A 20,646-nucleotide genomic window follows, 5' to 3' on the forward strand; every position below is an offset into this window, starting at 1 on the left:
AAGGATATTTTTAAAAAGGTGTTACGTTATTACGTAACACCTTTTTATTTATGCATTTCACATTTTCTTCACAAATGATTCACGATAACTTTTCTTCTTTGATAACTTACATAAATATATTTTATGATATAATAACAATCGACTTTAAAAATGTAAGTTGTATCTATAGTGATAGTTACTATTATATTAGAAGCTTAGAGGTGGAAGAGAAATAAGAGTTATACTTTATAGAAGTTTATATTTAATCAGGTTAATATTTCGCCCGAGAATCAAACTTCGGAAGTTAAAGTAATGAAAATAGAGCGATGAGGAAGAAAGAAGTGAAATGAGTGTGAAAGTAATGAGAAGATTAGGGACATGGTTATTACTTGTGTGTGTGCTTATCATATTGATACCGCAAAGTGCATCTGCTCATGCGTACGTTGTGAAATCAAACCCTACTGAAAATGAAACATTGAAGAAAGCACCATCTGTTGTAAAAATCGAATTCGATGAGGACATACAAGTTTCAAGTTTTAATACATTGTACGTGAGAGATACATCAGGTAAAAGGGTCGATTTAAAAGATGCTCATATTGATAAAAAAAATAAAAAGCTATTAGAAGCTGGATTAAAAGACAATCTCAAAAATGGTCTTTACTCTATTCAGTGGAAAGCTATTTCAGCTGATGGACATCCAATTCAAGGAGTTATCCCGTTCCGGGTTGGATTAGCGGAAGCGGAAACAGACGATATACAAGTGGAAGAGATGGGTTACGTCCCACAAATCGATATGATTATGGAACGTGGAATTTTATATACAAGTTTCTCACTATTTATAGGAGTGCTATTCTTTAATCTTATTATGTATAAAAGCAATGCAACCTCGGTTCGATTAAGGAGTAAGAACATAATATGGATCTCTTTATTTGGGATATTGATTAGCTTGTTATTCAATCTACCACTGCAAGCGAAAATAAATGCTGATGTTTCATGGCTAGAAGCATTCAATCCTTTACTATTAAAAGAAACATTACAGCTTTCTGTTTTTGGTTATGTATGGATTACTCAAATGGTTCTCATTAGTACGCTTATAATTGTTACGTATTTTGCGGTGAAGCATGAGAAGTTTTCGTCGTTTAAAGTATGGAGTATTCCAATACTATTGTTTATAGGGTTACTTGTTATGAAGGCCTTTAATAGTCACGCATACGGTTTAAAGTTTAAAGACATTGCTGTCGTTATGGATTTTCTACATTTATTAGCAGCTTCATTATGGGTTGGTGGTTTATCATCTATTATTCTTCTTTTACGTAAAGAGGATAACAAGTGGCATATGTATTGGGATATGATTAAGCGTTTTTCACCGTGGGCAACAGGTGCTGTCATCGTGATTTTAATAACAGGCCTTTTTAACAGTACATTTTTTATTCCAACAATCCACTCGTTATTTGATACGAAGTATGGATTGGCTTTATTAACAAAGATACTTTTATTCATTTTCATGGGGATATTGGGAATTATTCATTATATGAAAGGGAGAATGCGAGCGCAGCAAGGATTAGGAGCTACGGTGAAAGTAGAGTTTGTCATTGGAATTATCATTTTCGTAATCGTAGCTTTTATGACAAACGTACAAACACCACCGATGCCTCCTACTGGACCATTTACAGAGAGTAAGCAATTAGATAATGGATATGAACTTACGCTAAATGTAAGTCCGAATAAGGTAGGACAAAATAAATTCCATATTACACTAAAGGATGAAAAGGGACAGCCTATTACTGATATGGAACAAATGATATTGACGACTCAATCATTAGATATGAACATGGGAAAAGGTTCATTTAAAGTTTCAGTAGTTTCACCAGGAGAATATGAAGCAGAAGGTATGTATATTAACATGACAGGAAACTGGAATATACATGTTCATGGATTAACAAAATCTCTTGATAGTTTCGATACAGATTTTAAATTTATTGTCGGTGGCAGATAAAAAGAAGCTATGTATGAAAAGGAGCTAATAGAAAATGAAACATATAAAAAAATTAGGAACAACAATGATCGCAACAATTATTGCAATGGGAATTTTTTCGTTACCTGTTAGTGCGCACGTCACTGTAAAACCAGCAACTTCTGACGTTGGTTCTTGGGAGACTTATACGATAAAAGTACCAGTTGAAAAAAATGTAGCAACAACAAAAGTTACACTGAAAATACCGTCTGGAGTAGAGTTCCAGCAGTATGAACCAGTGCCAGGATGGAAAGTTGAGGAGCAAAAAGATACAGCCGGAAAAGTTAAAACTGTAGTATGGGAAGCAACAGGAGAAGGGATTTTACCCGGTCAGTTCCAGCGATTTACTTTCGTCGCTAAAAATCCGGATAAAGAGCAAAAAATAGCTTGGGACGCATATCAACAATATAAAGATGGAGAAATTGTTGAATGGACAGGCGATGAAAAAGCTGAAAAACCGCATTCACTTACTATAATTGCAAAAGATACGTCATTAACAGGAGAACATGGTGAAGTGTCTAGTGTAGAAAAGAATGAAGGTACTAGTAATATACAATTGATAGCAATTGTCTTATCTATTTTTGCGATAGTATCGTCGGTAAGTGCGTGTGTTTTTGTAGTACGTCGTAAAAAGTAAGACGTAAGAAAGAGCCTACAAACAGTAGGCTCTTTCTTACGTTTATTTCAATTCAACTTGCTGCCTTACAGCAAGTGTTTTCGGTTTTATATTTACAAAACAAATACTCACAACAATAAATAATAGTCCGATGAATAAGCTAATGGTAATAGCCTCATGTAAGAAAATTGAACTTACAATAATAGCTATTAGTGGAATGAGGAATGTATAAGCCCCAACTTTACTTGCTTCACCAGCTCCAACAAGTGTGAAGTATGCAAGCCACCCCATTGCAATAACAAAGAATGAAATAAAGAGAAGTACGCTAACAAATGGCATACTCCAAGCGATACTAGACCAGCTTTCAAACTCTGAACCAAATCCAATTAAGCAAAGACCACCAATAATAAGCTGAAGTGTTACCATCCAAATGGCATTAACACGGTGACCAGTCTTTTTAATGAATACTGTGCCAAGTGCCCAGCCAATAGCGCATCCTAACGCGAGAAGGATTCCAATAATAGAAATATGTCCTGTTAAACTGCTTGAGCTAATAACGCCTACACCAATAAATCCGAGAACAAGCCCGAAAATTTTCAAGCCGTACATTGATTCTTCAAGCCATATCCACGAGAAAATACCGAGTAAAACTGGTTGTAGAAATACAATGGCGGAAAATAACCCAGCAGGCATATATTGAAGGCCGACAGTTTGTAATCCGTAAAATATAATGATGTTAAGTAAGGAAGAAATAACGTATAAATGCCACGTTTCTTTTAAATGTAACTCTTTGTATTTCGGTAATGCGAACAGAAGTAAAATGAATCCTCCAATTAAAGTTCGAACGCCTGCAAATAAAACAGGTGGTGTATAATGCAGGGCAAACTTTGATAAAGGCCAATTGATTCCCCACATGAAAACGAGAAAGGTAAGGATGATGGCCGTCTTAGTTCGAGAAAGCTGTTTCACTGAAAGACCTCCTTGTTGTTATTCATTTCACTATGATATGATATCGACTGTAATAAATAAAATGAATCTTTTTTATAAGGAGTATAAGTGATTAGTTATGACCATTACACAACTGCAAGTATTAATAAAAACTGTTGAGTTAGGTAGTTTTACGAAGGCCGCCAGGGTATTAAATATGACGCAGCCAGCTGTTAGTCATGCGATTTCAAGTATTGAGTCAGAGTTAGGCGTTACTATTCTTATACGTGATAAACGAAAAGGGCTCCTCGTTACGGATGTAGGAAACAGGATTCTTGTACATATTAGAGAGATTTTGAACGGTGTAGAGAAGATTGAACAAGAAGTTGCGATGGAGAAAGGACACGAAGTTGGGACGATTCGAATTGGTAGTTTTCCGAGTGCTTCTGCACATTTCTTACCCAAAATGATAAACCTTTTTAAGGAGAAGTATCCGAGCTTAGAAGTAGTTCTTTGTGAAGGAACGATTAAAGAAGTTGAAGATTGGTTAGTATCGAGGGTTATTGATATAGGAATTGTTATTTTGCCTAATAAAGATATGGAGATTGTTCCATTAACGAAGGGGAAAATGGTTGCTATCTTAAGAGAGGATCATCCTCTCTGTAAGAAGGACTCTATTACAATTAGTGATTTAGAGAATGAACCGATCATATTATGTAAGGGCGGATACGAACCACCTATTATTGATATGTTTAAACAAGCAAACGTACCACTTCGGGCTGAGTATGTAATTTCGACAGTTACTACAGCTTTAAATATGATTCAAGAAGGATTAGGCATTGCAATATTAGCTGAATTATCTTTAACGAATTTACCAAAAAATGTGCAAACGAGAGAATTGGAACCACAAGTATGGAGAGAAATTGCTTTAGCTGTTCCTTCATTAAAGGATTCTTCAATCGCTGTGCAGCTATTTATTGAAGAATTTCAATCGCTATTTGCAGAATAAAAAGAGGTGTCTCATATATCATAATGGGACACTTTTTAATTTACTTATAAAAAATCTATGAAAAGGATTGACTTATTTTTTAGTTGTAACTATAATGATTACATCGAGGTGGTGATTACGATGAAAATTAGTAGCCGCTTTTCCATAGCTGTTCATATTTTATCTATTTTGAAAAACAATCCATCTTCACTTTGTACTTCAGACTATATGGCTGAGAGTGTCAATACAAATCCAGTAGTCATTCGTAAAATCATGTCGTACTTGAAACAAGCTGGCTTTGTTTACGTAAATCGTGGACCGGGTGGCGCGGGATTACTAAAGGATTTACATGAAATCACATTGTTAGATGTGTATCATGCAGTGAACGTAGTCGAAGAAGACAAGCTATTTCATATTCACGAGCAACCGAATCCAGATTGTCCAATTGGGGCGAATATTCAAGCGGTGTTAGAAATTATTTTAATTCAAGCACAATCCGCGATGGAAGAAGTTTTGAGAAATATTACGATGGGGCAGTTGTTTGAAACTTTGCAAGAAAAAATGAATGCTTAAATAATATTTATATTTTTTTATCATTAATGTAACTGATTTGATTACAACTATAAAGGTAAGGTGTAAAAGTTATGACTGTAAAAATGAAAGTATACTCAGATTTTATATGTCCGTTTTGTTTTTTAGCAAAAGGTCCATTAGATGAGGTAGCGAAAGAGAAAGATGTAGAGATTGAATGGATGCCATTTGAATTACGTCCAAGTCCATATGCAAAAATAGATCCATGGAATGAGCCAGAAAAATTAGGTTCATGGGATGCTTTCATTCTTCCGACAGCGAAGAAGTTAGGAATTGATATGCGCTTGCCACGTGTTTCACCACATCCATATACACATTTAGCTTTCGAAGGATGTCAATTTGCGAAAGAACGTGGACTAGGTAATGAGTATCATCACCGCGTATTCACAGCATTTTTCCAAGAAGAGCAAAACATTGAAGATATTGATGTGTTAACAAAATTAGCGGTAGAAGTAGGACTTCCTGAGGCGGAATTTAAAGATGCTTTAGTAACTCGTAAATATAAAGAAAAGCATCAAGAAGCAATTCAACACGCATATGATGAAGCGAATATTATGGCTGTTCCAACTGTCATGATTGGAGATGAAGTCATTCAAGGGCTTGCTAGTAAAGAAACACTAGAAAGGGTCATTGATAAAGAAATTGAAAAGGATAAAACAAATTCATTTGAAGGTATGCAATGTAATACCGATGGATATTGCTAATTCGCTTGTTATGAAATAACAAAATAAATTATAAAACAAACATTTGGAGGAATTAAAATGTCAGCAACTACAACAAACTTAAAAGAAGCAATCGTGAACCGCCGTTCAATTCGTAAAGTAGCAAAAAACGATGCAATTACGAAAGAAAGAATTGAAGAAGTGTTAAAAACAGCTTTACACGCACCAACATCTTTCAATATGCAAAGTGGTCGTATGGTTGTATTAATGGATGGAGAGCATGAAAAGTTTTGGGATATCGTTAAAGAAACATTAAGAGCCCGTGTACCAGCAGAAAACTTTGAAGCGACTGTAGAAAGACTAAAAGGTTTTCATGCAGGTGTAGGAACAGTTCTATTCTTTGAAGATCAAGCAACTGTAGAAAAAATGCAAGAAAATGCACCATTATATAAAGATCAGTTCCCATTCTGGTCTCATCAAGGAAATGCGATGTTACAACATACTGTGTGGATGCTATTATCTGCTGAAGGAATTGGGGCGTCATTACAACATTACAACCCAATCGTAGATGCTGAAGTGAAAGAAACTTGGAACATTCCGGCAGAGTGGAGCTTAGTAGGTCAAATGCCATTTGGTGAACCAAACGAACAACCAGCAGAAAGAACGTTCTTGCCTACTGAAGATGTAGTGAAATTTTATTAAGAAATACAATATGTAACGAGAAGGAAGCTGTGCTTAAAAACAGCTTCCTTTTTTGTAGTGGTGTTAATTTATGCGCATTTAGGGAAGAAATATAAGAAATAATACGGTGAGAAGGGAATTAGAAAAATGAATGATGAGAAAAAATATACAGTGGTAGGTACTGATGTTGAGGAAGTAAAGCGTTTAAATAAAAATTCAGGATTAACGTATAATCAAGTGAAAGAAATGTTAGCAAAGCAAATGCAAAAAAAGAAGTAATTAGATTGAAATCTTTCATTTTTTCATTTAGCATTTTGATTGGAGAGAGTTAAGTAAAAGGTAACTCTCTTTTTTGTATAGCTAAGCATCTTATAGAGTGGAGGAAGCAACATGAAGAAATGGGTAAAGGTAACGCTGTCTATCACTGGAGGCATTGTCTTATTAGCGTGTGCCGGTGGATATTACGTGTATAAAAATTATTTTCCAAAGGAACCTGAGCGTATTGTATATGATAAAGAAAGAGTGCTACAACCGATACATAATCAGCTTAAAGGAATCAATATAGAAAATGTAAAGATAAAAGAAAAAGAAGTCGTAAATGCGACTGTAGATGAGCTTCAAAAAATGATTGATGATGGAAAGTTGTCATATGAAGAATTAACGAGTATTTATCTCTTTAGAATACAAGAACATGATCAAAATGGAATAACATTAAATTCTGTTACAGAGATAAATCCTAATGCGATGGAAGAAGCAAGAAAGTTAGATCAAGAGCGGGGTAGAAACAAAAATTCGAATTTATATGGTATTCCTGTCGTTGTAAAAGATAATGTACAGACGGAAAAAGTGATGCCGACTAGTGCAGGAACTTATGTATTAAAAGATTGGATTGCAGATCAAGACGCAACAATTGTGAAGCAGTTGAAAGAAGAAGGAGCATTTGTTTTAGGAAAAGCGAATATGTCTGAGTGGGCGAACTATTTATCTTTTACAATGCCAAGCGGGTATAGCGGGAAGAAAGGACAAAATTTAAACCCGTACGGTCCGATTACATTCGATACTTCAGGATCAAGTTCAGGATCTGCTACAGTAGTTGCAGCAGATTTTGCGCCGCTTGCAATTGGAACAGAAACGACGGGATCGATTGTTGCACCAGCGGCGCAGCAATCAGTAGTTGGGTTACGTCCATCTTTAGGTATGGTAAGTAGAACAGGAATTATTCCATTAGCTGAAACTCTTGATACAGCAGGACCTATAGCAAGAACAGTAAAAGATGCAGCAACGTTATTTAATGCAATGATAGGTTATGACGAAAAAGATGTTATGACAGAAAAAATGAAAGATAAAGAAAGAATTGATTATACAAAGGATTTATCAATAGATGGATTAAAAGGGAAAAAGATAGGGCTTCTTTTTTCTGTAGACCAACAAGATGAAAATAGAAAAGTAGTAGCAGAAAAAATTAGAAAAGACCTTCAAGATGCAGGTGCGATATTAACGGATAATATCCAGTTAAGTACTGAGGGTGTAGATAATTTGCAAACATTAGAATATGAGTTCAAGCGACTATCTTTCACAGCAAAAGAATGTACCGGTAAAATCGTTAGAAGAGATTATAGCGTTTAATAAAAAGGATAGTAAAAGACGAATAAAATACGGACAAACATTAATTGAAGGGTCTGAAAAATCTGTTATAACGAAAGAAGAGTTTGAAAACGTAGTGCAAACGAGTCAAGAAAATGCAAGAAAAGAGCTAGATAGGTATTTAGTAGAAAAAGGTTTGGATGCTCTAGTTATGATTAATAACGATGAAGTTCTTCTATCAGCTGTAGCTGGTTATCCGGAATTAGCGGTTCCTGCTGGATATGATAAAAATGGAGAACCAATCGGTGTAGTGCTTGTAGGGAAACAGTTTGGTGAAAAAGAGCTTTTCAATATTGGATATGCGTATGAACAGCAGTCTAAAAATAGAAAATTACCTAGTTTATAAAAGATTATATGAAAAATAACTGGAATCCACCGAAATATGTTGGTGGATTCTAGTTAAACGAATCTAACAATATGAAAAGAAAAAAAGGATTCTTCTCAATTAGTAAGAAAGATTGTCTATAGGAGTTCATAAAATGTAATATATTCAATTTCCATCCATTGAAGGGGGAGGTTAATTCTTAATGAATGAAGTAAAGAGTTTTTTTCGAAGTAGAGGGTTTCAACGGTTTCTCGTTTTAATAATAGTAGCGCTTGTATTATACGCATTAAAAAGTATGATTAATTTAATATTAATTACGTTTATACTGACGTTTTTAATGGATCGATTTCAACGTTTTATTTCAAGAAAATTGAAAGTAAACCGGAAAATTGTTATTGCATGTTTATATATAATACTAGTTTCCTTTATAGGCACAACGTTATATAAATATTTACCTGTGCTGACGATACAAATTTCACAATTAATTTATCAATTTAAACTATTTTTTCAAAATCCACCTGATAATGAAATCGTTAAATATGCACTTTCGACAATTAATGGGATGGAAGTATCAAAATATATAGAACAAGGTGTAGACGTCATATATCAATCAATAGCAAATATAGGGAAGGTAAGTTTACAAATATTATTATCTCTAATTTTAAGCTTATTTTTCTTATTAGAAAAAGAGCGTATTATTACATTTACATCAAAGTTTAAAGATAGTAAGTTAAAAATCTTTTATGAAGAAATTGCATATTTTGGTGAAAGATTTGCAAGATCGTTCGGCAAAGTAATTGAAGCTCAGTTTTTAATTGCCGTTGTAAATTGTATTCTTACTGTTATTGCATTAATCGTTTTAGGATTTCCACAGCTACTTGTATTAGCTGTTATGATTTTCTTACTAGGGTTGATTCCTGTTGCAGGTGTGATTATTTCTTTGTTTCCACTTTGTATCATTGCTTACAACGTAGGCGGAGTTATGTACGTAGTATACATACTCGTATTCATAACAGTAATCCATGCTCTTGAAAGTTATTTTTTAAATCCGAAGTTTATGTCTGCAAAAACAAATTTACCAATATTCTACACATTTATGATTCTTATCTTCTCAGAGCATTTCCTCGGAATATGGGGGCTTATTATCGGGATACCAATCTTTATCTTTTTATTAGATGTACTTGATATAAATAATGAGGATGAGACTAAAAAATAAGAAATGATAGAAAATCACTAAAAAGTCATAGGAGATAATGAAAATAAAAAAGCAATCCAAAATAAATTGGATTGCTTTTTTATTTTCATTAAAGAACCGGAGCCATTGTTTCTTTCAATACTTGAACAGAGTGGTCGAATTTTAATTCTTCATCTTCACTTAATTCAACCTCTAAAATTTCACGAACACCGCCGCGATTTAAAACAGCAGGTACCCCGATATAAACATCTTTTTGACCGTATTGACCTTCTAAGTAAGCTGATACAGTTAATACACTATTTTCGTCGTTTAAAATTGCTTTTGTAACACGTAGAAGTGACATACCGATACCATAATAAGTTGCGCCTTTACGCTCAATAATATGGTAAGCTGCATCACGGACGTTTATGAAAATTTTGTCTAAATCTTCTTGATTATACGTGTTGTCTTTTTCAAGCAATGTTTGTAGTTTTTGGATACCAACGGAAACATGGCTCCAAACTGGAAGTTCAGTATCGCCGTGTTCTCCGATAATATAAGCGTGAATGTTGTGTGGACCAATATTGAAGTACTCACCTAACATATAGCGGAAACGAGCAGAATCAAGCGTTGTACCAGAACCGATTACACGTTCTTTCGGTAAACCAGATTCTTTCCAAGTTACGTAAGTTAAAATATCTACAGGGTTTGTTGCGATTAAGAAGATGCCATCAAATCCGCTATCCATAATACTGCGAACGATTTGTTTAAAGATTTTGGCGTTTTTCTCAACTAAATCTAAACGTGTTTCGCCTGGCTTTTGTGGTAATCCAGCTGTAATAACTACAAGGTCAGCATCTTTACAATCTTCGTAGCTGCCTTTCCATACTCTAGTTGGAGCTGGGGCGAATGGAACAGCATGACTTAAATCCATTGCTTCCCCTTCAGCTTTTGCTTCATTTACATCGACTAAAACAAATTCTTCAGCTACGGCTTGGTTAATCATGCAGTAAGCATAACTACATCCAACTGCTCCTGTTCCTACTAATACAACACGGTTAATACCTTTTTTCATTTCAAAATTCCTCGCAATTTCATTGGTTTTGTTATGTAAGATAATACGTCTTACTTCTATAGAGTCATATCTAGTTTATTACATTTTATAAAAGATATTCAAGTATTTGAAAATGTATCCGTGCAAATCTGCGAACAAAACATAGGAATTCAGTGAACCGAATATAATTCAGTAAAATCCTTTGTAAAAGGGGAAATGGTATGGGGAACCCATTAACAATGGAAGAAATGTTTCATATTATTCATGCAGGGCTTGTTAAAAAGAATAACCCAAAACGGATTACCATTGCAGGTGCAGGGATTTCTGGATTAGTTGCAGGTTCTTTATTAAAAGAGGCTGGGCACGAAGTAACGATTATAGAAGCAAATAACAGAATAGGTGGCAGAGTGTATACGATTCGGGAACCATTTAGTGTGGGTTTATATTTTAATGCGGGACCGATGAGAATCCCTGACACCCATAAGTTAACCTTAGCGTATATTCATAAATTTAAACTACCTTTAAACCTTTTTATAAATAAAACTTTTGCAGATATCATTTATACGAATAACATTCAAACGAGATTGAATGTGTTTGAAAATGATCCAAGTGTACTTGAATATCCGGTTTTGGATAAAGAAAGAGGAAAAACGGCAGAAGAGCTAATGATTGAGGTATTAGAACCAATACTAAATTATATTAAGAAGGATCCTGATAAAAACTGGCTTATCGTTGAAAAAAAGTATAAAACGTATTCGCTTGGTTCATTTTTAATGGAGTATTATTCAGATGGTGCAATAGATATGATTGGGGTACTTCTTGATATGGAAGCTTATATGGGAATGTCCTTAATTGAAGTATTACGTGAAATGATTTTCTTTACTTCAACAACGAAATATTATGAAATAACTGGTGGAATGGATAAATTATCGAATGCATTCTTACCACAATTAAGGGAACATATTTTAATGCAGTATAAGGTTGATAAAATTATACAAGAAGATAATAAAGTAATGTTACAAGGAAATCATGAACAAACGTTAGAGCAATTTACAATAACAAGTGATTTTGCTATTATTACAATTCCATTTTCAGCGTTAAGGTTTGTAGAAGTTCAGCCATACTATTTATTCTCTTATTTTAAAAAAAGAGCAATTCGTGAATTAAATTATATTGCTGCAACTAAAATTGCAATAGAGTTTAAAAGTAGATTTTGGGAGAAAGCGGGACAGTGTGGAGGTAAATCTATTACTGATTTACCGATACGTTTTACATACTATCCGAGTTATGGCATTCATACTCCAGGACCAGCTATCGTTATAGCAAGTTATACGTGGGCAGATGAGGCGTTAACATGGGATAGTCTCCCGCAAAGAGATCGTATTCGTTACGCATTAAAAAATTTAGCGGAAATATACGGTGACATCGTCTATAGTGAGTTTGTCACTGGAACATCTTTTAGCTGGAGTAAAAATCCGTATTCTTGCGGTGCATTTACAGCTTTCGAACCAGGCCAAGAGCTCGAGTTATTTCCGTATATTACACCACCATCTGGAAAAGTACACTTTGCAGGAGAGCATACGACATTAACACATGGGTGGATGCAAGGGGCAATTGAGTCTGGAGTTAGAGTTGCATATGAAGTAAATGAACAGTGAATCTCTTATATTTACAAATGGTCATTCTTTTAATAAAATAATAAGTATAAATCGTAATTATTACGCTTTGAATACATTTGAAGTAAAGAAATGGATGGTCGGTTGAATGAATAAAGTGGAGATTCATATATTAGGTGGTTTTTTAGGTAGTGGAAAATCAACATTATTACAAAATTTATTGTTAGCAGAGAAAAAGAAGAATAGAAAAGTTGCAGTATTAATGAATGAAATTGGTGAATACTCAGTAGATACAGATATTATTGGAAAAGAGAATGTTTTAAGAGAACTTCTTAAAGGATGTATTTGTTGTACGTTAAAAGAAGAGCTTGAAATACAATTACATTCGTTATACCAACAAGAAAGACCAGATGTAATTTATATAGAAACGACAGGTGTTGCGCATCCAATTGAAGTGTTAGACGCGTGTGTCTCGCCAATTTTAGCTCCTTTTCTGGAAGTGAAATCAATTGTAGTCGTTTTAGATGCAGTAAGGTGGTTAAACCGAAGTATATTAAGTGCAAATGTACAACAGCTATTGCATGAGCAACTGAAATTTGGTAGTCACATTCTTGTTAATAAAGCAGATTTACTAACAGATGAAGATAAGAACACAGTATTTGAAGAAGTAAAGGCAATAAATGATCATGCGAAAATGTATGAGACAAAGTATTGTAATATATCTTTAAAAGATATAGAAGAAGCAGAATTTCCAAATGATGAGGAACATGAGACACTACATGTCAAACAGCATTTACATATACAAACGATGACATATCAATTTACGAAACCGATTGATCAAGACAAATTATATGAATGGCTTTCGAATTTACCAGATAGTATTTATCGAGTGAAAGGTTTTGTGAAATTCCGTGGAGATAAATACCCTCACCTATTCCAATATTCGTTCGGAGTACCAACTTTATTAGAACAAGACTTCGGTTTCCCGACAAACTTAGTAGTAATAGGAGAAGGACTAGATAAGAAACAATTGGCTGAAGGGTTAGAGAAAGTAGAACTTAACTCTAATTAAGGGGAAAAGACTAACTTAAAAATAAGTTAGTCTTTTTGTATGGTCATTACTGAAATGAAACAGTATTTTCAATTGGATTGCAGAATATATATTGATTGTATGTCCGTTTCCATTACATAGGAAGGTGATTATATATTTGTGCCGAATGTAGAGGGTACTACAAGAGTTTTCCATTATCTATCGAATTAGTTAGTCATGATTACGGACAGGGGATTTTGGTGTGTTTGATTCTATCAGAAAGTAAAGTATGGGGAGGATCACAATGTCGATGAAAAAACGTAAGTGGCTAAAGACAATGTTTACTGGTTGTGTTTTAGGTTCGTTATTAATAACGGCAGCTTGTTCAGGAAAGAAAACAAGTACAGAGGATGAAAAAACGATTAAGGTAGGAGTTCTTGCTTCTTTAACAGGACCGCTAGAATCGTATGGAAAACAAACAGTGAACGGATTTGAATTAGGGTTAGACTATGCAACTGGTGGAACTGGGAAAGTAGATGGGAAAAAGATTAAGTTTGTTGTAGAAGATACAGAAACGAAAGCTGATGTAGCAGTTAAAAAAGCTACGAAGTTATTAGAAGAAGAGAAAGTTGATTTTTTAGTTGGATCGTCTAGTTCAAGTGATACGTTAGCGGTTTTACCACTGGCCGGGGAATATGAAAAGATTATGGTTGTAGAACCGGCAGTTGCGGATAGTATTACCGGGAAGAACTGGAATAAATATATTTTTAGAACTGGAAGAAGTTCCTCACAAGATGCGATTGCAGGAGCAGCGGCAATTGCGAAAAAAGGTGTAAAGATTGCGACATTTGCCCCAGATAACGCTTTTGGTCGTGAAGGGATTGCTGCATTTAAAGCGGGTGCGAAAAAATTAGGTGCGAGCATTGTGAATGAGCAATACGCGGATAGAAATTCAACAGATTTTACAGCGAATATTCAAAATATCATTAGTTCAAAACCAGATTATTTATTTATCGTTTGGGCAGGGGCAAATTCACCTTGGAAACAGTTGAAAGATATGAATGTGGAAGCGCAAGGTATTAAAATTTCTACAGGTGCGCCAGATATACCAGCATTAAAAACAATGGATGCATTAGTAGGTATGCAAGGTTTTTCTGTATATTATCACACACTTCCAAAAAATAAAGTGAATGATTGGCTAGTTGAAGAGCATAAAAAACGTTTTAATGGTGTAGTGCCAGATTTGTTTACAGCGGGAGGAATGTCAGCAGCAATTTCTATTGTAGAAGCCTTAAAGAAAACAAAAGGTGATACAGATGTAGATACCTTGATTAAGAAAATGGAAGGAATGGAATTTGATACACCGAAAGGAAAGATGAAGTTTAGAGAGAAGGACCACCAAGCGATGCAGACGCTGTATTCTATCACATTGAAAAAGCAAGATGGTGTTGATTATCCGGTGCCAGTGTTAGAGCGAGAATTAACGATGAAAGAAACAGAACCACCAGTTCAAAATAAATAGACTGAATTTTCTGTTGTTTTTGTATAAAGAGGGGGGACCCTCTTTATACATATTTCCTTCATACTCACGGCTTTAAAGGGAGGGATTTCGTGACACATTTGCTAGAGACGAAAAATCTTAGTGTATCTTTTGGTGAACATCAAGTTATTAAAGATGTAAATTTAACTGTCCAAAAAGGAAAGCTCATTTCTATTATCGGGCCAAATGGTGCGGGGAAGACAACATTATTTAATTTACTAAGTGGACAGATTTCACCTACAACAGGTGAAGTGTATTTTAAAGGGCAAGATATTACAAAACTATCGATTTCAGATCGAACACGCTTAGGAATCGGTCGCTCTTTTCAGCTTACAAACATATTCCCAGAATTAACGGTACTTGAAAATGTCCGTTTAAGTGTTCAATCATTCGTACAAGATTACTATAGTTTTTTCCCGAGTTCAGCAAAATTAAAGCAACAAGTTGGAGAGGCGAGACGTTTCTTAAAAACAGTATTACTTCACGAGAAAGAGAACATATTAGCGAAAGATTTGGCACATGGAGAGAAAAGAAAGCTAGAACTTGCGATGTTATTGGCTTTAAAAACGGATGTGTTATTACTTGATGAGCCGACGGCAGGTATTTCGGTTGAGGAAGTCCCTGCTATATTACAAGTGATTGAAAATATTAAGAAACATCCAGAGAGCACAATTGTACTTATCGAACACAAAATGGATATGATACTAGGTTTGTCAGATCATCTTATCGTTTTATTTCATGGAGAGTTATTGGCTGAAGGATTGCCAGAAGAAATTATGAAAGATGAGCGTGTACAAAGTGCTTATTTAGGGGGATTATATAGTGGCACTATTACAAGTGAATAATATAGAAACGTATTTAGATCAGTTTCATATTTTGCAAGGAGTATCTCTTGCTGTTGAGAAAGGGACGATTACTGTACTGTTTGGTAGAAACGGGGCAGGGAAAACAACGACATTACGTTCAGTTATGGGATTTCACCGCATTGCAGATGGTGAAATTTATTATGATAGTGCAAAAGTAAGTGGATTACCTACACATTTAATTTCAAGGAAAGGAATAGGGTATGTACCAGAAAATCAAGGTATTTTTCATGATTTGACAGTAGAAGAAACATTCGCTCTTGCTAGGGGGAAAGGTGAAGAAGTAGAAGGGAAAATAGAGTGGATGCTGGAACTATTTCCGGATTTAAAGCAGTTTTGGAATAAGAAAAGTGGGCTCTTGAGCGGAGGGCAAAAGCAAATGTTGGCTATTTCAAGAGCGTTTATTAATAGTGATGGATTATTACTTATTGATGAGCCGAGCAAAGGGCTATCCCCGATAATGGTGGAGAAATTAATGGTAGCTATTTTGAAGATGAAAGAGAAAACAACAGTTTTACTTGTTGAGCAAAATTTTATGATGGCTAGTCAAATTGGTGATTATTTTTACATTATGGATAACGGACGAATTGTTCATAACGGTTTTATGAATGAATTAAAAAAGGATAAGGAAATGTGTCATAAATATTTAGGAATCTCTTAACATGAATCCGAGGTGAAAAGGGTGGATGTGTTAATCAATTTATTTGTAAATGGGATTTCAACAGGGATGCTCATTTTTTTGTTAGCATCAGGTCTTTCACTTATTTTCGGTCTAATGAGCGTTTTAAACTTTGCACACGGTGGTTTATTTGCATGGGGAGCATTTACAGGTGTTTGGTTATTTAATATGACAGGAAGTTATATATTAGCTTTAGTTGGAGCAGTAGCCATGGGAATGTTCCTAGGATTTATTTTAGAAAGGTTTCTTATTAGACCGGTATATGGAAATCATGTTCGACAGCTGCTCGTTACGCTTGGAGGAATGCTCGTTCTTAGTGAGTGTATTAAAATATTTTGGGGGCCAAACCCTATTAGTGCAAAATTACCGTTATGGTTACAAGGAAGTTTTACATTCGGAGGTATTATATTAATTAAATATCGTCTATTTGTTATTTTGATTGGGATAATTATTTACATTGCACTACTACTATTACTCAAAAAGACGAAGATAGGTCTTATGATCCGTGCAGGTGTAATGGATAAAGAAATGGTTCAAGCGCTTGGTATTAATGTAAAAGCGATATTTTCTTTCGTCTTTTTATTAGGAGCAGGGATGGCAGCTTTGGGAGGATTCTTATTAGCTCCGTATTCGGGCGTTATTTTCGCCGAGATGGGCATGCAGTATGCAATTTTAGCTTTTATAGTAGTAATTATCGGTGGATTAGGAAGCGTTCAAGGTTCAGCTATTGCTTCTTTAATTGTCGGATTAGCTGGTGCTTTTACAGCGTATTTTATACCAGATTTATCACTTGCAATTAATATGTTAATGTTACTATTTTTCTTAATAGTGAAGCCAACTGGACTTGTTGGTGAAAAGGGGTGAAATGGTGAACAACACATCGGACCGAATTAAAGTATACTTCGGAGTATGTATGCTCATTTGTTTAAGTGTATTTCCGTTCGTAAATGATTCACGGAGCCTGTTAATTTTGTTCACTCAAATCTTCATCTTTGCTATTTTTGCAATGAGTTTTGATGTATTGCTTGGGTATACAGGAATTGTATCGTTCGGTCATTGTATGTTCTTTGGGATAGGAGCATATGGGGTAGCGCTTTTATTTGATCGACACGGCGTATCAATAACGAACTTTTTAATTGGAATAGTAGCTGCAATTATCATTTCAGCAATAGTTAGTTATATAATTGGTTTACTTTCTTTACGGCTGAAAAGTCATTTTTATGCGATGCTAACACTTGCTATTTCACAGCTGTTTTTCGTCCTTGCTGAAAAATGGCGTGGGCTCACTCACGGAGGAGATGGTTTTACATTTGGTGTACCAGACGTATTCCGTGATCGTTTTACGTTTTATTATGTAACACTTATATGTTTACTTATCATTTTTGTTCTGTTACGTCTTTTCACCAAATCTTCTATTGGAAAAGTATTAAAGGCAATTTCACAAAATGAGCAACGTGTTGAAGCACTAGGATATAAAGTGCTTCATTATAAAATTATTGCTAGCATTGTTGCAGGAGTAGTAGCTGCGATTAGCGGTGGTTTATTTGTTATTACATTACGCTTTGTCAATACGACTGTATTTTCAATTGAAATGACACTAAATGCACTCTTGATGACAATGATTGGAGGAGTCGGAACATTAATTGGAGCTATTGCTGGGTCTGGGATTATTGAATCCCTAAAATATTATTTATCAGAACTAGCTACAGAGTATCCGATCTTTGAACGATGGACGATTATTCTTGGTTTATTGTACATTATCGTATTGCTAGTTTTCCCGAAAGGATTAGTTGGCACGGTTAAGGGACTGAAGAATATGAAACGGAATAAGAAGGAGAAAAGTGCAGAAGTGGAGCAAAATGTGTGAAAAATCAATTGTATAGAATATGAAAATCCCTCTTTTAGATTCATAAAGGAGGGATTTTTTATTAACCAAATAGTTCATCAGGGATTTGTTTGAAAGAGTTTTGATTTGTAAAAAAATGAACAGCTAATTTCTCAACTGGAACATCTTCAATTGGTACCAATTTATCATTTTTAATCGGTAAAAAAGCTATTCCTTTTCCATCATCAATAAACTCTTCCATAAGCGAATAAGAATCCAACTGTTGAAGTTGTTGCTGAGATAGATTGTTTTCTTTTAGAAATTGTATCGTCTTATTTCTAAAAGGGCACTTTTTGTCATTGCTAACGAAGAAAATTTCTTTTGAATAATCAATGGTACATTTTTCTTTCGCTTTTAATAAGCCTACAGAAATTGAGGTCGTGAACACTTTTTTAAACGATGCGTCAGGATAATCCTCATAAGTTATGACCATATCAACTTTTTGTTGCTGAAGTAATTTTTGCAAATGACTACTACTTTCTACATATATTTGATAATTTCTGAAGTTTTCTTCAATACGCTTACTTAAATAATTTGTCAAAATAGATTGTGACGTCGCTATTATATAAGAAGAACCACTCGTTTTAATTTCATCTTTTACTTCTTCTAATAGAGTTAATATTTTATTCGTGTAATCTAATAAAATGTCACCAGCAGGTAACAAGGAAACGCCTTTGTTATCTCTATGTAGTAAAGGCGTTTCTAATTCTTGTTCTAATTTTTTGATTCGCTCAGTTACGTTCGGTTGAACATATCCTAACTCTTTAGCAGCTTTACTAATAGAAGCCTCACTGGCAACAGTTTTGAATATGATAAGATCATTTATTTCCATATATCTCAGCCCCTTATGCACTATCATTATAAATGATACCAAACATAATTTATACCTATTTTACGTTAGTCAATCATCGGTTTATCATTATGTATATAGGATAGAAAGTGAGTGATAAACATGATTGGAATGCAATATAAGGTCATTTTGCCAAAGGATTATAATATAAAAATTATTAGGAATAGGGTAAAGGATAATGGGCATAAAACTGATGGTTTTCAAGACCTGAATTTTAAAGCTTATTTAATTACTGAGGTAGGTAAGGACGGGAATTTCTATAACTGTTATGCACCTTTATATATTTGGAATGGCCATGAAGGAATGAACAAATTTATCTTTGAAGGATATTATGATAATATTTTACAATCTTTTGGATGGCAACAAATAAATATAGGTGTTCCATTAGTTGTTAATCTAAGTGATGGATTTAAGAAAAGTAGATATGTTGTTGAATATGCGGGAAGTATTTCTCAAAGTAAAACGCTGGTTGGGACTCAATTAAACACGATGAATGAAAATGTACAAAACAATGAAAAGTGTTTAGGGGATGTAATCGTTTATAATCCGGATAAATGGAGATATAGTAGGTTTGAGTTTTATGAAGAGAAACCTGATATTGTAGTGAATAAAGGTGTTACAGTATATGAGATTTTACACATTTCACGATGAAATTTTGTTGTATATTAAAAATAAGAAAAGGAATGAAAGTCTATGCCTTTTGTGAAGATTTATTATTCTGAAAACATATTAAATGAAGAAGAGTTGGAAAAAATGGGTGAATGTATCCATCTTTCATTAATTGAACATTTTAACATCCCTGAAAATGATTATTTTCAAATGTTCCTACCTTACCAACAAAACAAATTTTTATATAATCCATATTATTTGTTGGAAAGAGGAGAAAAGAGAACAGAGAATATGATTTATGTTTCTATTACATGTGGACCGGGAAGAACGGTGCAACAGAAAAAAGATTTGTATCAATCCGTATCCTTGAAAATTACGGAATATTCCGATTTTAAAACTTCGGATATTTTTATTACACTAAATGAGACAGCTGCTGAAAACTGGTCATTTGGTCAAGGAATAGCACAAATGGTGAAAATAAAGGGAGAAAAAAATGAAAAACGAACTTATTGAAGTACATATTAAAAAGAAAATGAGAGAAATGTCACCTGCATTTGCTCATTATAGTGAAAAGATATTATTTGAGGAAGTGTGGCGGGATGCCACTTTAACATTAAGAGAAAGAAGCTTGTGTACTGTGTCAGCACTAATCAGTCTCGGTAATACAGAACAATTACAATTTCATCTGAAGCTAGCTAAACAAAATGGGGTTATGGAGAATGAATTGGTTGCATTAATAACACATATGGCTTTTTACGTTGGTTGGCCAAAAGCTATGGCAGCTTTAAATATAGTAATGAATGAAATGAAAAGTTAAGAATAATGATAAGTAAGAATTCATGTTTATATGAATTCTTACTTATCATTATTTATACAATACTCTATCGCTATATTTATTACATTTTCTCTTGCTTTTTTA

Annotated in this window: 21 protein-coding genes and 1 pseudogene; 19 read left to right on the forward strand and 3 right to left on the reverse strand. The window is 34.3% G+C overall.

What is annotated here, in order from left to right; genetic code table 11:
- Nucleotides 1–325 precede the first annotated feature (325 nt).
- Both ACTFRY_RS13565 and ACTFRY_RS13570 read left to right on the forward strand, forming a co-directional pair.
- A complete protein-coding gene (locus tag ACTFRY_RS13565; RefSeq protein WP_136986259.1) occupies nucleotides 326–1,975 on the forward strand; it encodes a copper resistance CopC/CopD family protein in 1,650 nt (549 codons plus the stop codon).
- A gap of 34 nt (nucleotides 1,976–2,009) precedes the next feature.
- A complete protein-coding gene (locus ACTFRY_RS13570; RefSeq protein WP_098616400.1) occupies nucleotides 2,010–2,630 on the forward strand; it encodes a YcnI family copper-binding membrane protein in 621 nt (206 codons plus the stop codon).
- Between the two features lie 42 nt (nucleotides 2,631–2,672).
- On the opposite strand, the gene ACTFRY_RS13575 is transcribed toward ACTFRY_RS13570, so the two are convergent.
- Nucleotides 2,673–3,578, reverse strand: a complete 906-nt coding sequence (locus ACTFRY_RS13575) for a DMT family transporter (protein ID WP_000811703.1) — start codon at nucleotides 3,576–3,578, stop codon at nucleotides 2,673–2,675.
- A gap of 97 nt (nucleotides 3,579–3,675) precedes the next feature.
- Between ACTFRY_RS13575 and ACTFRY_RS13580 the strand changes: the two genes are divergently transcribed.
- The 7 genes and pseudogenes from ACTFRY_RS13580 (at nucleotide 3,676) to ACTFRY_RS13610 (ending at nucleotide 9,643) form a co-directional block, all read left to right on the forward strand.
- Nucleotides 3,676–4,545, forward strand: coding sequence for a LysR family transcriptional regulator (locus ACTFRY_RS13580; RefSeq protein ID WP_016117598.1), 870 nt, complete (start codon nucleotides 3,676–3,678; stop codon nucleotides 4,543–4,545).
- A 120-nt stretch (nucleotides 4,546–4,665) separates the two neighbouring features.
- Nucleotides 4,666–5,097 (forward strand): Rrf2 family transcriptional regulator, encoded by a 432-nt coding sequence (locus tag ACTFRY_RS13585; protein WP_000704073.1) that lies wholly within the window; start codon nucleotides 4,666–4,668, stop codon nucleotides 5,095–5,097.
- 71 nt (nucleotides 5,098–5,168) lie between these two features.
- Nucleotides 5,169–5,819 carry a DsbA family oxidoreductase gene (locus tag ACTFRY_RS13590; RefSeq protein WP_016117599.1) on the forward strand — a complete coding sequence of 217 codons (651 nt, stop codon included), beginning with the start codon at nucleotides 5,169–5,171 and terminating at the stop codon, nucleotides 5,817–5,819.
- A gap of 57 nt (nucleotides 5,820–5,876) precedes the next feature.
- The gene (locus ACTFRY_RS13595) at nucleotides 5,877–6,479 is read left to right on the forward strand and encodes a nitroreductase family protein (protein WP_001277011.1); all 603 of its coding nucleotides are present in this window, start codon (nucleotides 5,877–5,879) and stop codon (nucleotides 6,477–6,479) included.
- 126 nt (nucleotides 6,480–6,605) lie between these two features.
- A complete protein-coding gene (locus ACTFRY_RS13600) occupies nucleotides 6,606–6,737 on the forward strand; it encodes a hypothetical protein (RefSeq protein WP_000997344.1) in 132 nt (43 codons plus the stop codon).
- Nucleotides 6,738–6,848: 111 nt separating this feature from the next.
- A pseudogene (locus tag ACTFRY_RS13605) lies at nucleotides 6,849–8,448 on the forward strand (amidase family protein).
- A 181-nt stretch (nucleotides 8,449–8,629) separates the two neighbouring features.
- Nucleotides 8,630–9,643 (forward strand): AI-2E family transporter, encoded by a 1,014-nt coding sequence (locus ACTFRY_RS13610; RefSeq protein WP_001006598.1) that lies wholly within the window; start codon nucleotides 8,630–8,632, stop codon nucleotides 9,641–9,643.
- A gap of 88 nt (nucleotides 9,644–9,731) precedes the next feature.
- Here ACTFRY_RS13610 and ACTFRY_RS13615 read toward each other — a convergent pair whose 3' ends face one another.
- Nucleotides 9,732–10,676 (reverse strand): L-lactate dehydrogenase, encoded by a 945-nt coding sequence (locus ACTFRY_RS13615; RefSeq protein ID WP_000715326.1) that lies wholly within the window; start codon nucleotides 10,674–10,676, stop codon nucleotides 9,732–9,734.
- A gap of 200 nt (nucleotides 10,677–10,876) precedes the next feature.
- On the opposite strand from ACTFRY_RS13615, the gene ACTFRY_RS13620 reads away from it, so the two are divergent.
- From ACTFRY_RS13620 to ACTFRY_RS13650, 7 genes are all read left to right on the forward strand, one after another.
- On the forward strand, nucleotides 10,877–12,313 hold the full coding sequence (locus ACTFRY_RS13620; RefSeq protein WP_086392224.1) for a flavin monoamine oxidase family protein: 1,437 nt from the start codon (nucleotides 10,877–10,879) through the stop codon (nucleotides 12,311–12,313).
- Nucleotides 12,314–12,419: 106 nt separating this feature from the next.
- Entirely contained in the window at nucleotides 12,420–13,343 is a 924-nt protein-coding gene (locus ACTFRY_RS13625) for a CobW family GTP-binding protein (RefSeq protein ID WP_001044941.1), read from the forward strand.
- A gap of 262 nt (nucleotides 13,344–13,605) precedes the next feature.
- The gene (locus ACTFRY_RS13630; RefSeq protein ID WP_098616399.1) at nucleotides 13,606–14,823 is read left to right on the forward strand and encodes a substrate-binding domain-containing protein; all 1,218 of its coding nucleotides are present in this window, start codon (nucleotides 13,606–13,608) and stop codon (nucleotides 14,821–14,823) included.
- An 89-nt stretch (nucleotides 14,824–14,912) separates the two neighbouring features.
- A complete protein-coding gene (locus ACTFRY_RS13635) occupies nucleotides 14,913–15,686 on the forward strand; it encodes an ABC transporter ATP-binding protein (RefSeq protein WP_000149337.1) in 774 nt (257 codons plus the stop codon).
- Nucleotides 15,664–16,365, forward strand: coding sequence for an ABC transporter ATP-binding protein (locus ACTFRY_RS13640; RefSeq protein WP_001196696.1), 702 nt, complete (start codon nucleotides 15,664–15,666; stop codon nucleotides 16,363–16,365). Before ACTFRY_RS13635 ends, ACTFRY_RS13640 begins: the two co-directional genes overlap by 23 nt.
- 21 nt (nucleotides 16,366–16,386) lie before the next feature.
- Nucleotides 16,387–17,247, forward strand: coding sequence for a branched-chain amino acid ABC transporter permease (locus ACTFRY_RS13645; protein WP_000382787.1), 861 nt, complete (start codon nucleotides 16,387–16,389; stop codon nucleotides 17,245–17,247).
- A 49-nt stretch (nucleotides 17,248–17,296) separates the two neighbouring features.
- Nucleotides 17,297–18,250: a branched-chain amino acid ABC transporter permease gene (locus ACTFRY_RS13650; protein WP_136986674.1), complete on the forward strand. Its 954-nt coding sequence runs from the start codon at nucleotides 17,297–17,299 to the stop codon at nucleotides 18,248–18,250.
- Between the two features lie 61 nt (nucleotides 18,251–18,311).
- Here the strand turns inward: ACTFRY_RS13650 and ACTFRY_RS13655 are convergent, their stop codons facing one another.
- Nucleotides 18,312–19,100, reverse strand: a complete 789-nt coding sequence (locus ACTFRY_RS13655; protein ID WP_086392220.1) for a LysR family transcriptional regulator — start codon at nucleotides 19,098–19,100, stop codon at nucleotides 18,312–18,314.
- A gap of 120 nt (nucleotides 19,101–19,220) precedes the next feature.
- Here ACTFRY_RS13655 and ACTFRY_RS13660 point away from each other — a divergent pair, with 120 nt between their 5' ends.
- From ACTFRY_RS13660 to ACTFRY_RS13670, 3 genes are read left to right on the forward strand one after another with little or no spacing between them, the layout of a single operon-like run.
- The gene (locus ACTFRY_RS13660; RefSeq protein ID WP_044795744.1) at nucleotides 19,221–19,769 is read left to right on the forward strand and encodes a DUF4865 family protein; all 549 of its coding nucleotides are present in this window, start codon (nucleotides 19,221–19,223) and stop codon (nucleotides 19,767–19,769) included.
- A 42-nt stretch (nucleotides 19,770–19,811) separates the two neighbouring features.
- Nucleotides 19,812–20,240 carry a tautomerase family protein gene (locus ACTFRY_RS13665; RefSeq protein ID WP_044795745.1) on the forward strand — a complete coding sequence of 143 codons (429 nt, stop codon included), beginning with the start codon at nucleotides 19,812–19,814 and terminating at the stop codon, nucleotides 20,238–20,240.
- The gene (locus ACTFRY_RS13670) at nucleotides 20,221–20,544 is read left to right on the forward strand and encodes a carboxymuconolactone decarboxylase family protein (protein ID WP_000787201.1); all 324 of its coding nucleotides are present in this window, start codon (nucleotides 20,221–20,223) and stop codon (nucleotides 20,542–20,544) included. Before ACTFRY_RS13665 ends, ACTFRY_RS13670 begins: the two co-directional genes overlap by 20 nt.
- Nucleotides 20,545–20,646: the final 102 nt, after the last annotated feature.

Source organism: Bacillus cereus group sp. MYBK195-1 (genome assembly GCF_051916605.1).
Taxonomy (GTDB): domain Bacteria; phylum Bacillota; class Bacilli; order Bacillales; family Bacillaceae_G; genus Bacillus_A; species Bacillus_A cereus.

Excerpts from the sequence above, each read along its gene's own strand:
- ACTFRY_RS13565 (WP_136986259.1), top strand. The coding sequence starts at position 326 with ATGAGTGTGAAAGTAATGAGAAGATTAGGGACATGGTTATTACTTGTG.
- ACTFRY_RS13570 (WP_098616400.1), top strand. The coding sequence starts at position 2,010 with ATGAAACATATAAAAAAATTAGGAACAACAATGATCGCAACAATTATT.
- ACTFRY_RS13580 (WP_016117598.1), top strand. The coding sequence starts at position 3,676 with ATGACCATTACACAACTGCAAGTATTAATAAAAACTGTTGAGTTAGGT.
- ACTFRY_RS13585 (WP_000704073.1), top strand. The coding sequence starts at position 4,666 with ATGAAAATTAGTAGCCGCTTTTCCATAGCTGTTCATATTTTATCTATT.
- ACTFRY_RS13590 (WP_016117599.1), top strand. The coding sequence starts at position 5,169 with ATGACTGTAAAAATGAAAGTATACTCAGATTTTATATGTCCGTTTTGT.
- ACTFRY_RS13595 (WP_001277011.1), top strand. The coding sequence starts at position 5,877 with ATGTCAGCAACTACAACAAACTTAAAAGAAGCAATCGTGAACCGCCGT.
- ACTFRY_RS13600 (WP_000997344.1), top strand. The coding sequence starts at position 6,606 with ATGAATGATGAGAAAAAATATACAGTGGTAGGTACTGATGTTGAGGAA.
- ACTFRY_RS13610 (WP_001006598.1), top strand. The coding sequence starts at position 8,630 with ATGAATGAAGTAAAGAGTTTTTTTCGAAGTAGAGGGTTTCAACGGTTT.
- ACTFRY_RS13615 (WP_000715326.1), bottom strand. The coding sequence starts at position 10,676 with ATGAAAAAAGGTATTAACCGTGTTGTATTAGTAGGAACAGGAGCAGTT.
- ACTFRY_RS13620 (WP_086392224.1), top strand. The coding sequence starts at position 10,877 with ATGGGGAACCCATTAACAATGGAAGAAATGTTTCATATTATTCATGCA.
- ACTFRY_RS13625 (WP_001044941.1), top strand. The coding sequence starts at position 12,420 with ATGAATAAAGTGGAGATTCATATATTAGGTGGTTTTTTAGGTAGTGGA.
- ACTFRY_RS13630 (WP_098616399.1), top strand. The coding sequence starts at position 13,606 with ATGTCGATGAAAAAACGTAAGTGGCTAAAGACAATGTTTACTGGTTGT.
- ACTFRY_RS13650 (WP_136986674.1), top strand. The coding sequence starts at position 17,297 with ATGCTCATTTGTTTAAGTGTATTTCCGTTCGTAAATGATTCACGGAGC.
- ACTFRY_RS13655 (WP_086392220.1), bottom strand. The coding sequence starts at position 19,100 with ATGGAAATAAATGATCTTATCATATTCAAAACTGTTGCCAGTGAGGCT.
- ACTFRY_RS13660 (WP_044795744.1), top strand. The coding sequence starts at position 19,221 with ATGATTGGAATGCAATATAAGGTCATTTTGCCAAAGGATTATAATATA.
- ACTFRY_RS13665 (WP_044795745.1), top strand. The coding sequence starts at position 19,812 with ATGCCTTTTGTGAAGATTTATTATTCTGAAAACATATTAAATGAAGAA.
- ACTFRY_RS13670 (WP_000787201.1), top strand. The coding sequence starts at position 20,221 with ATGAAAAACGAACTTATTGAAGTACATATTAAAAAGAAAATGAGAGAA.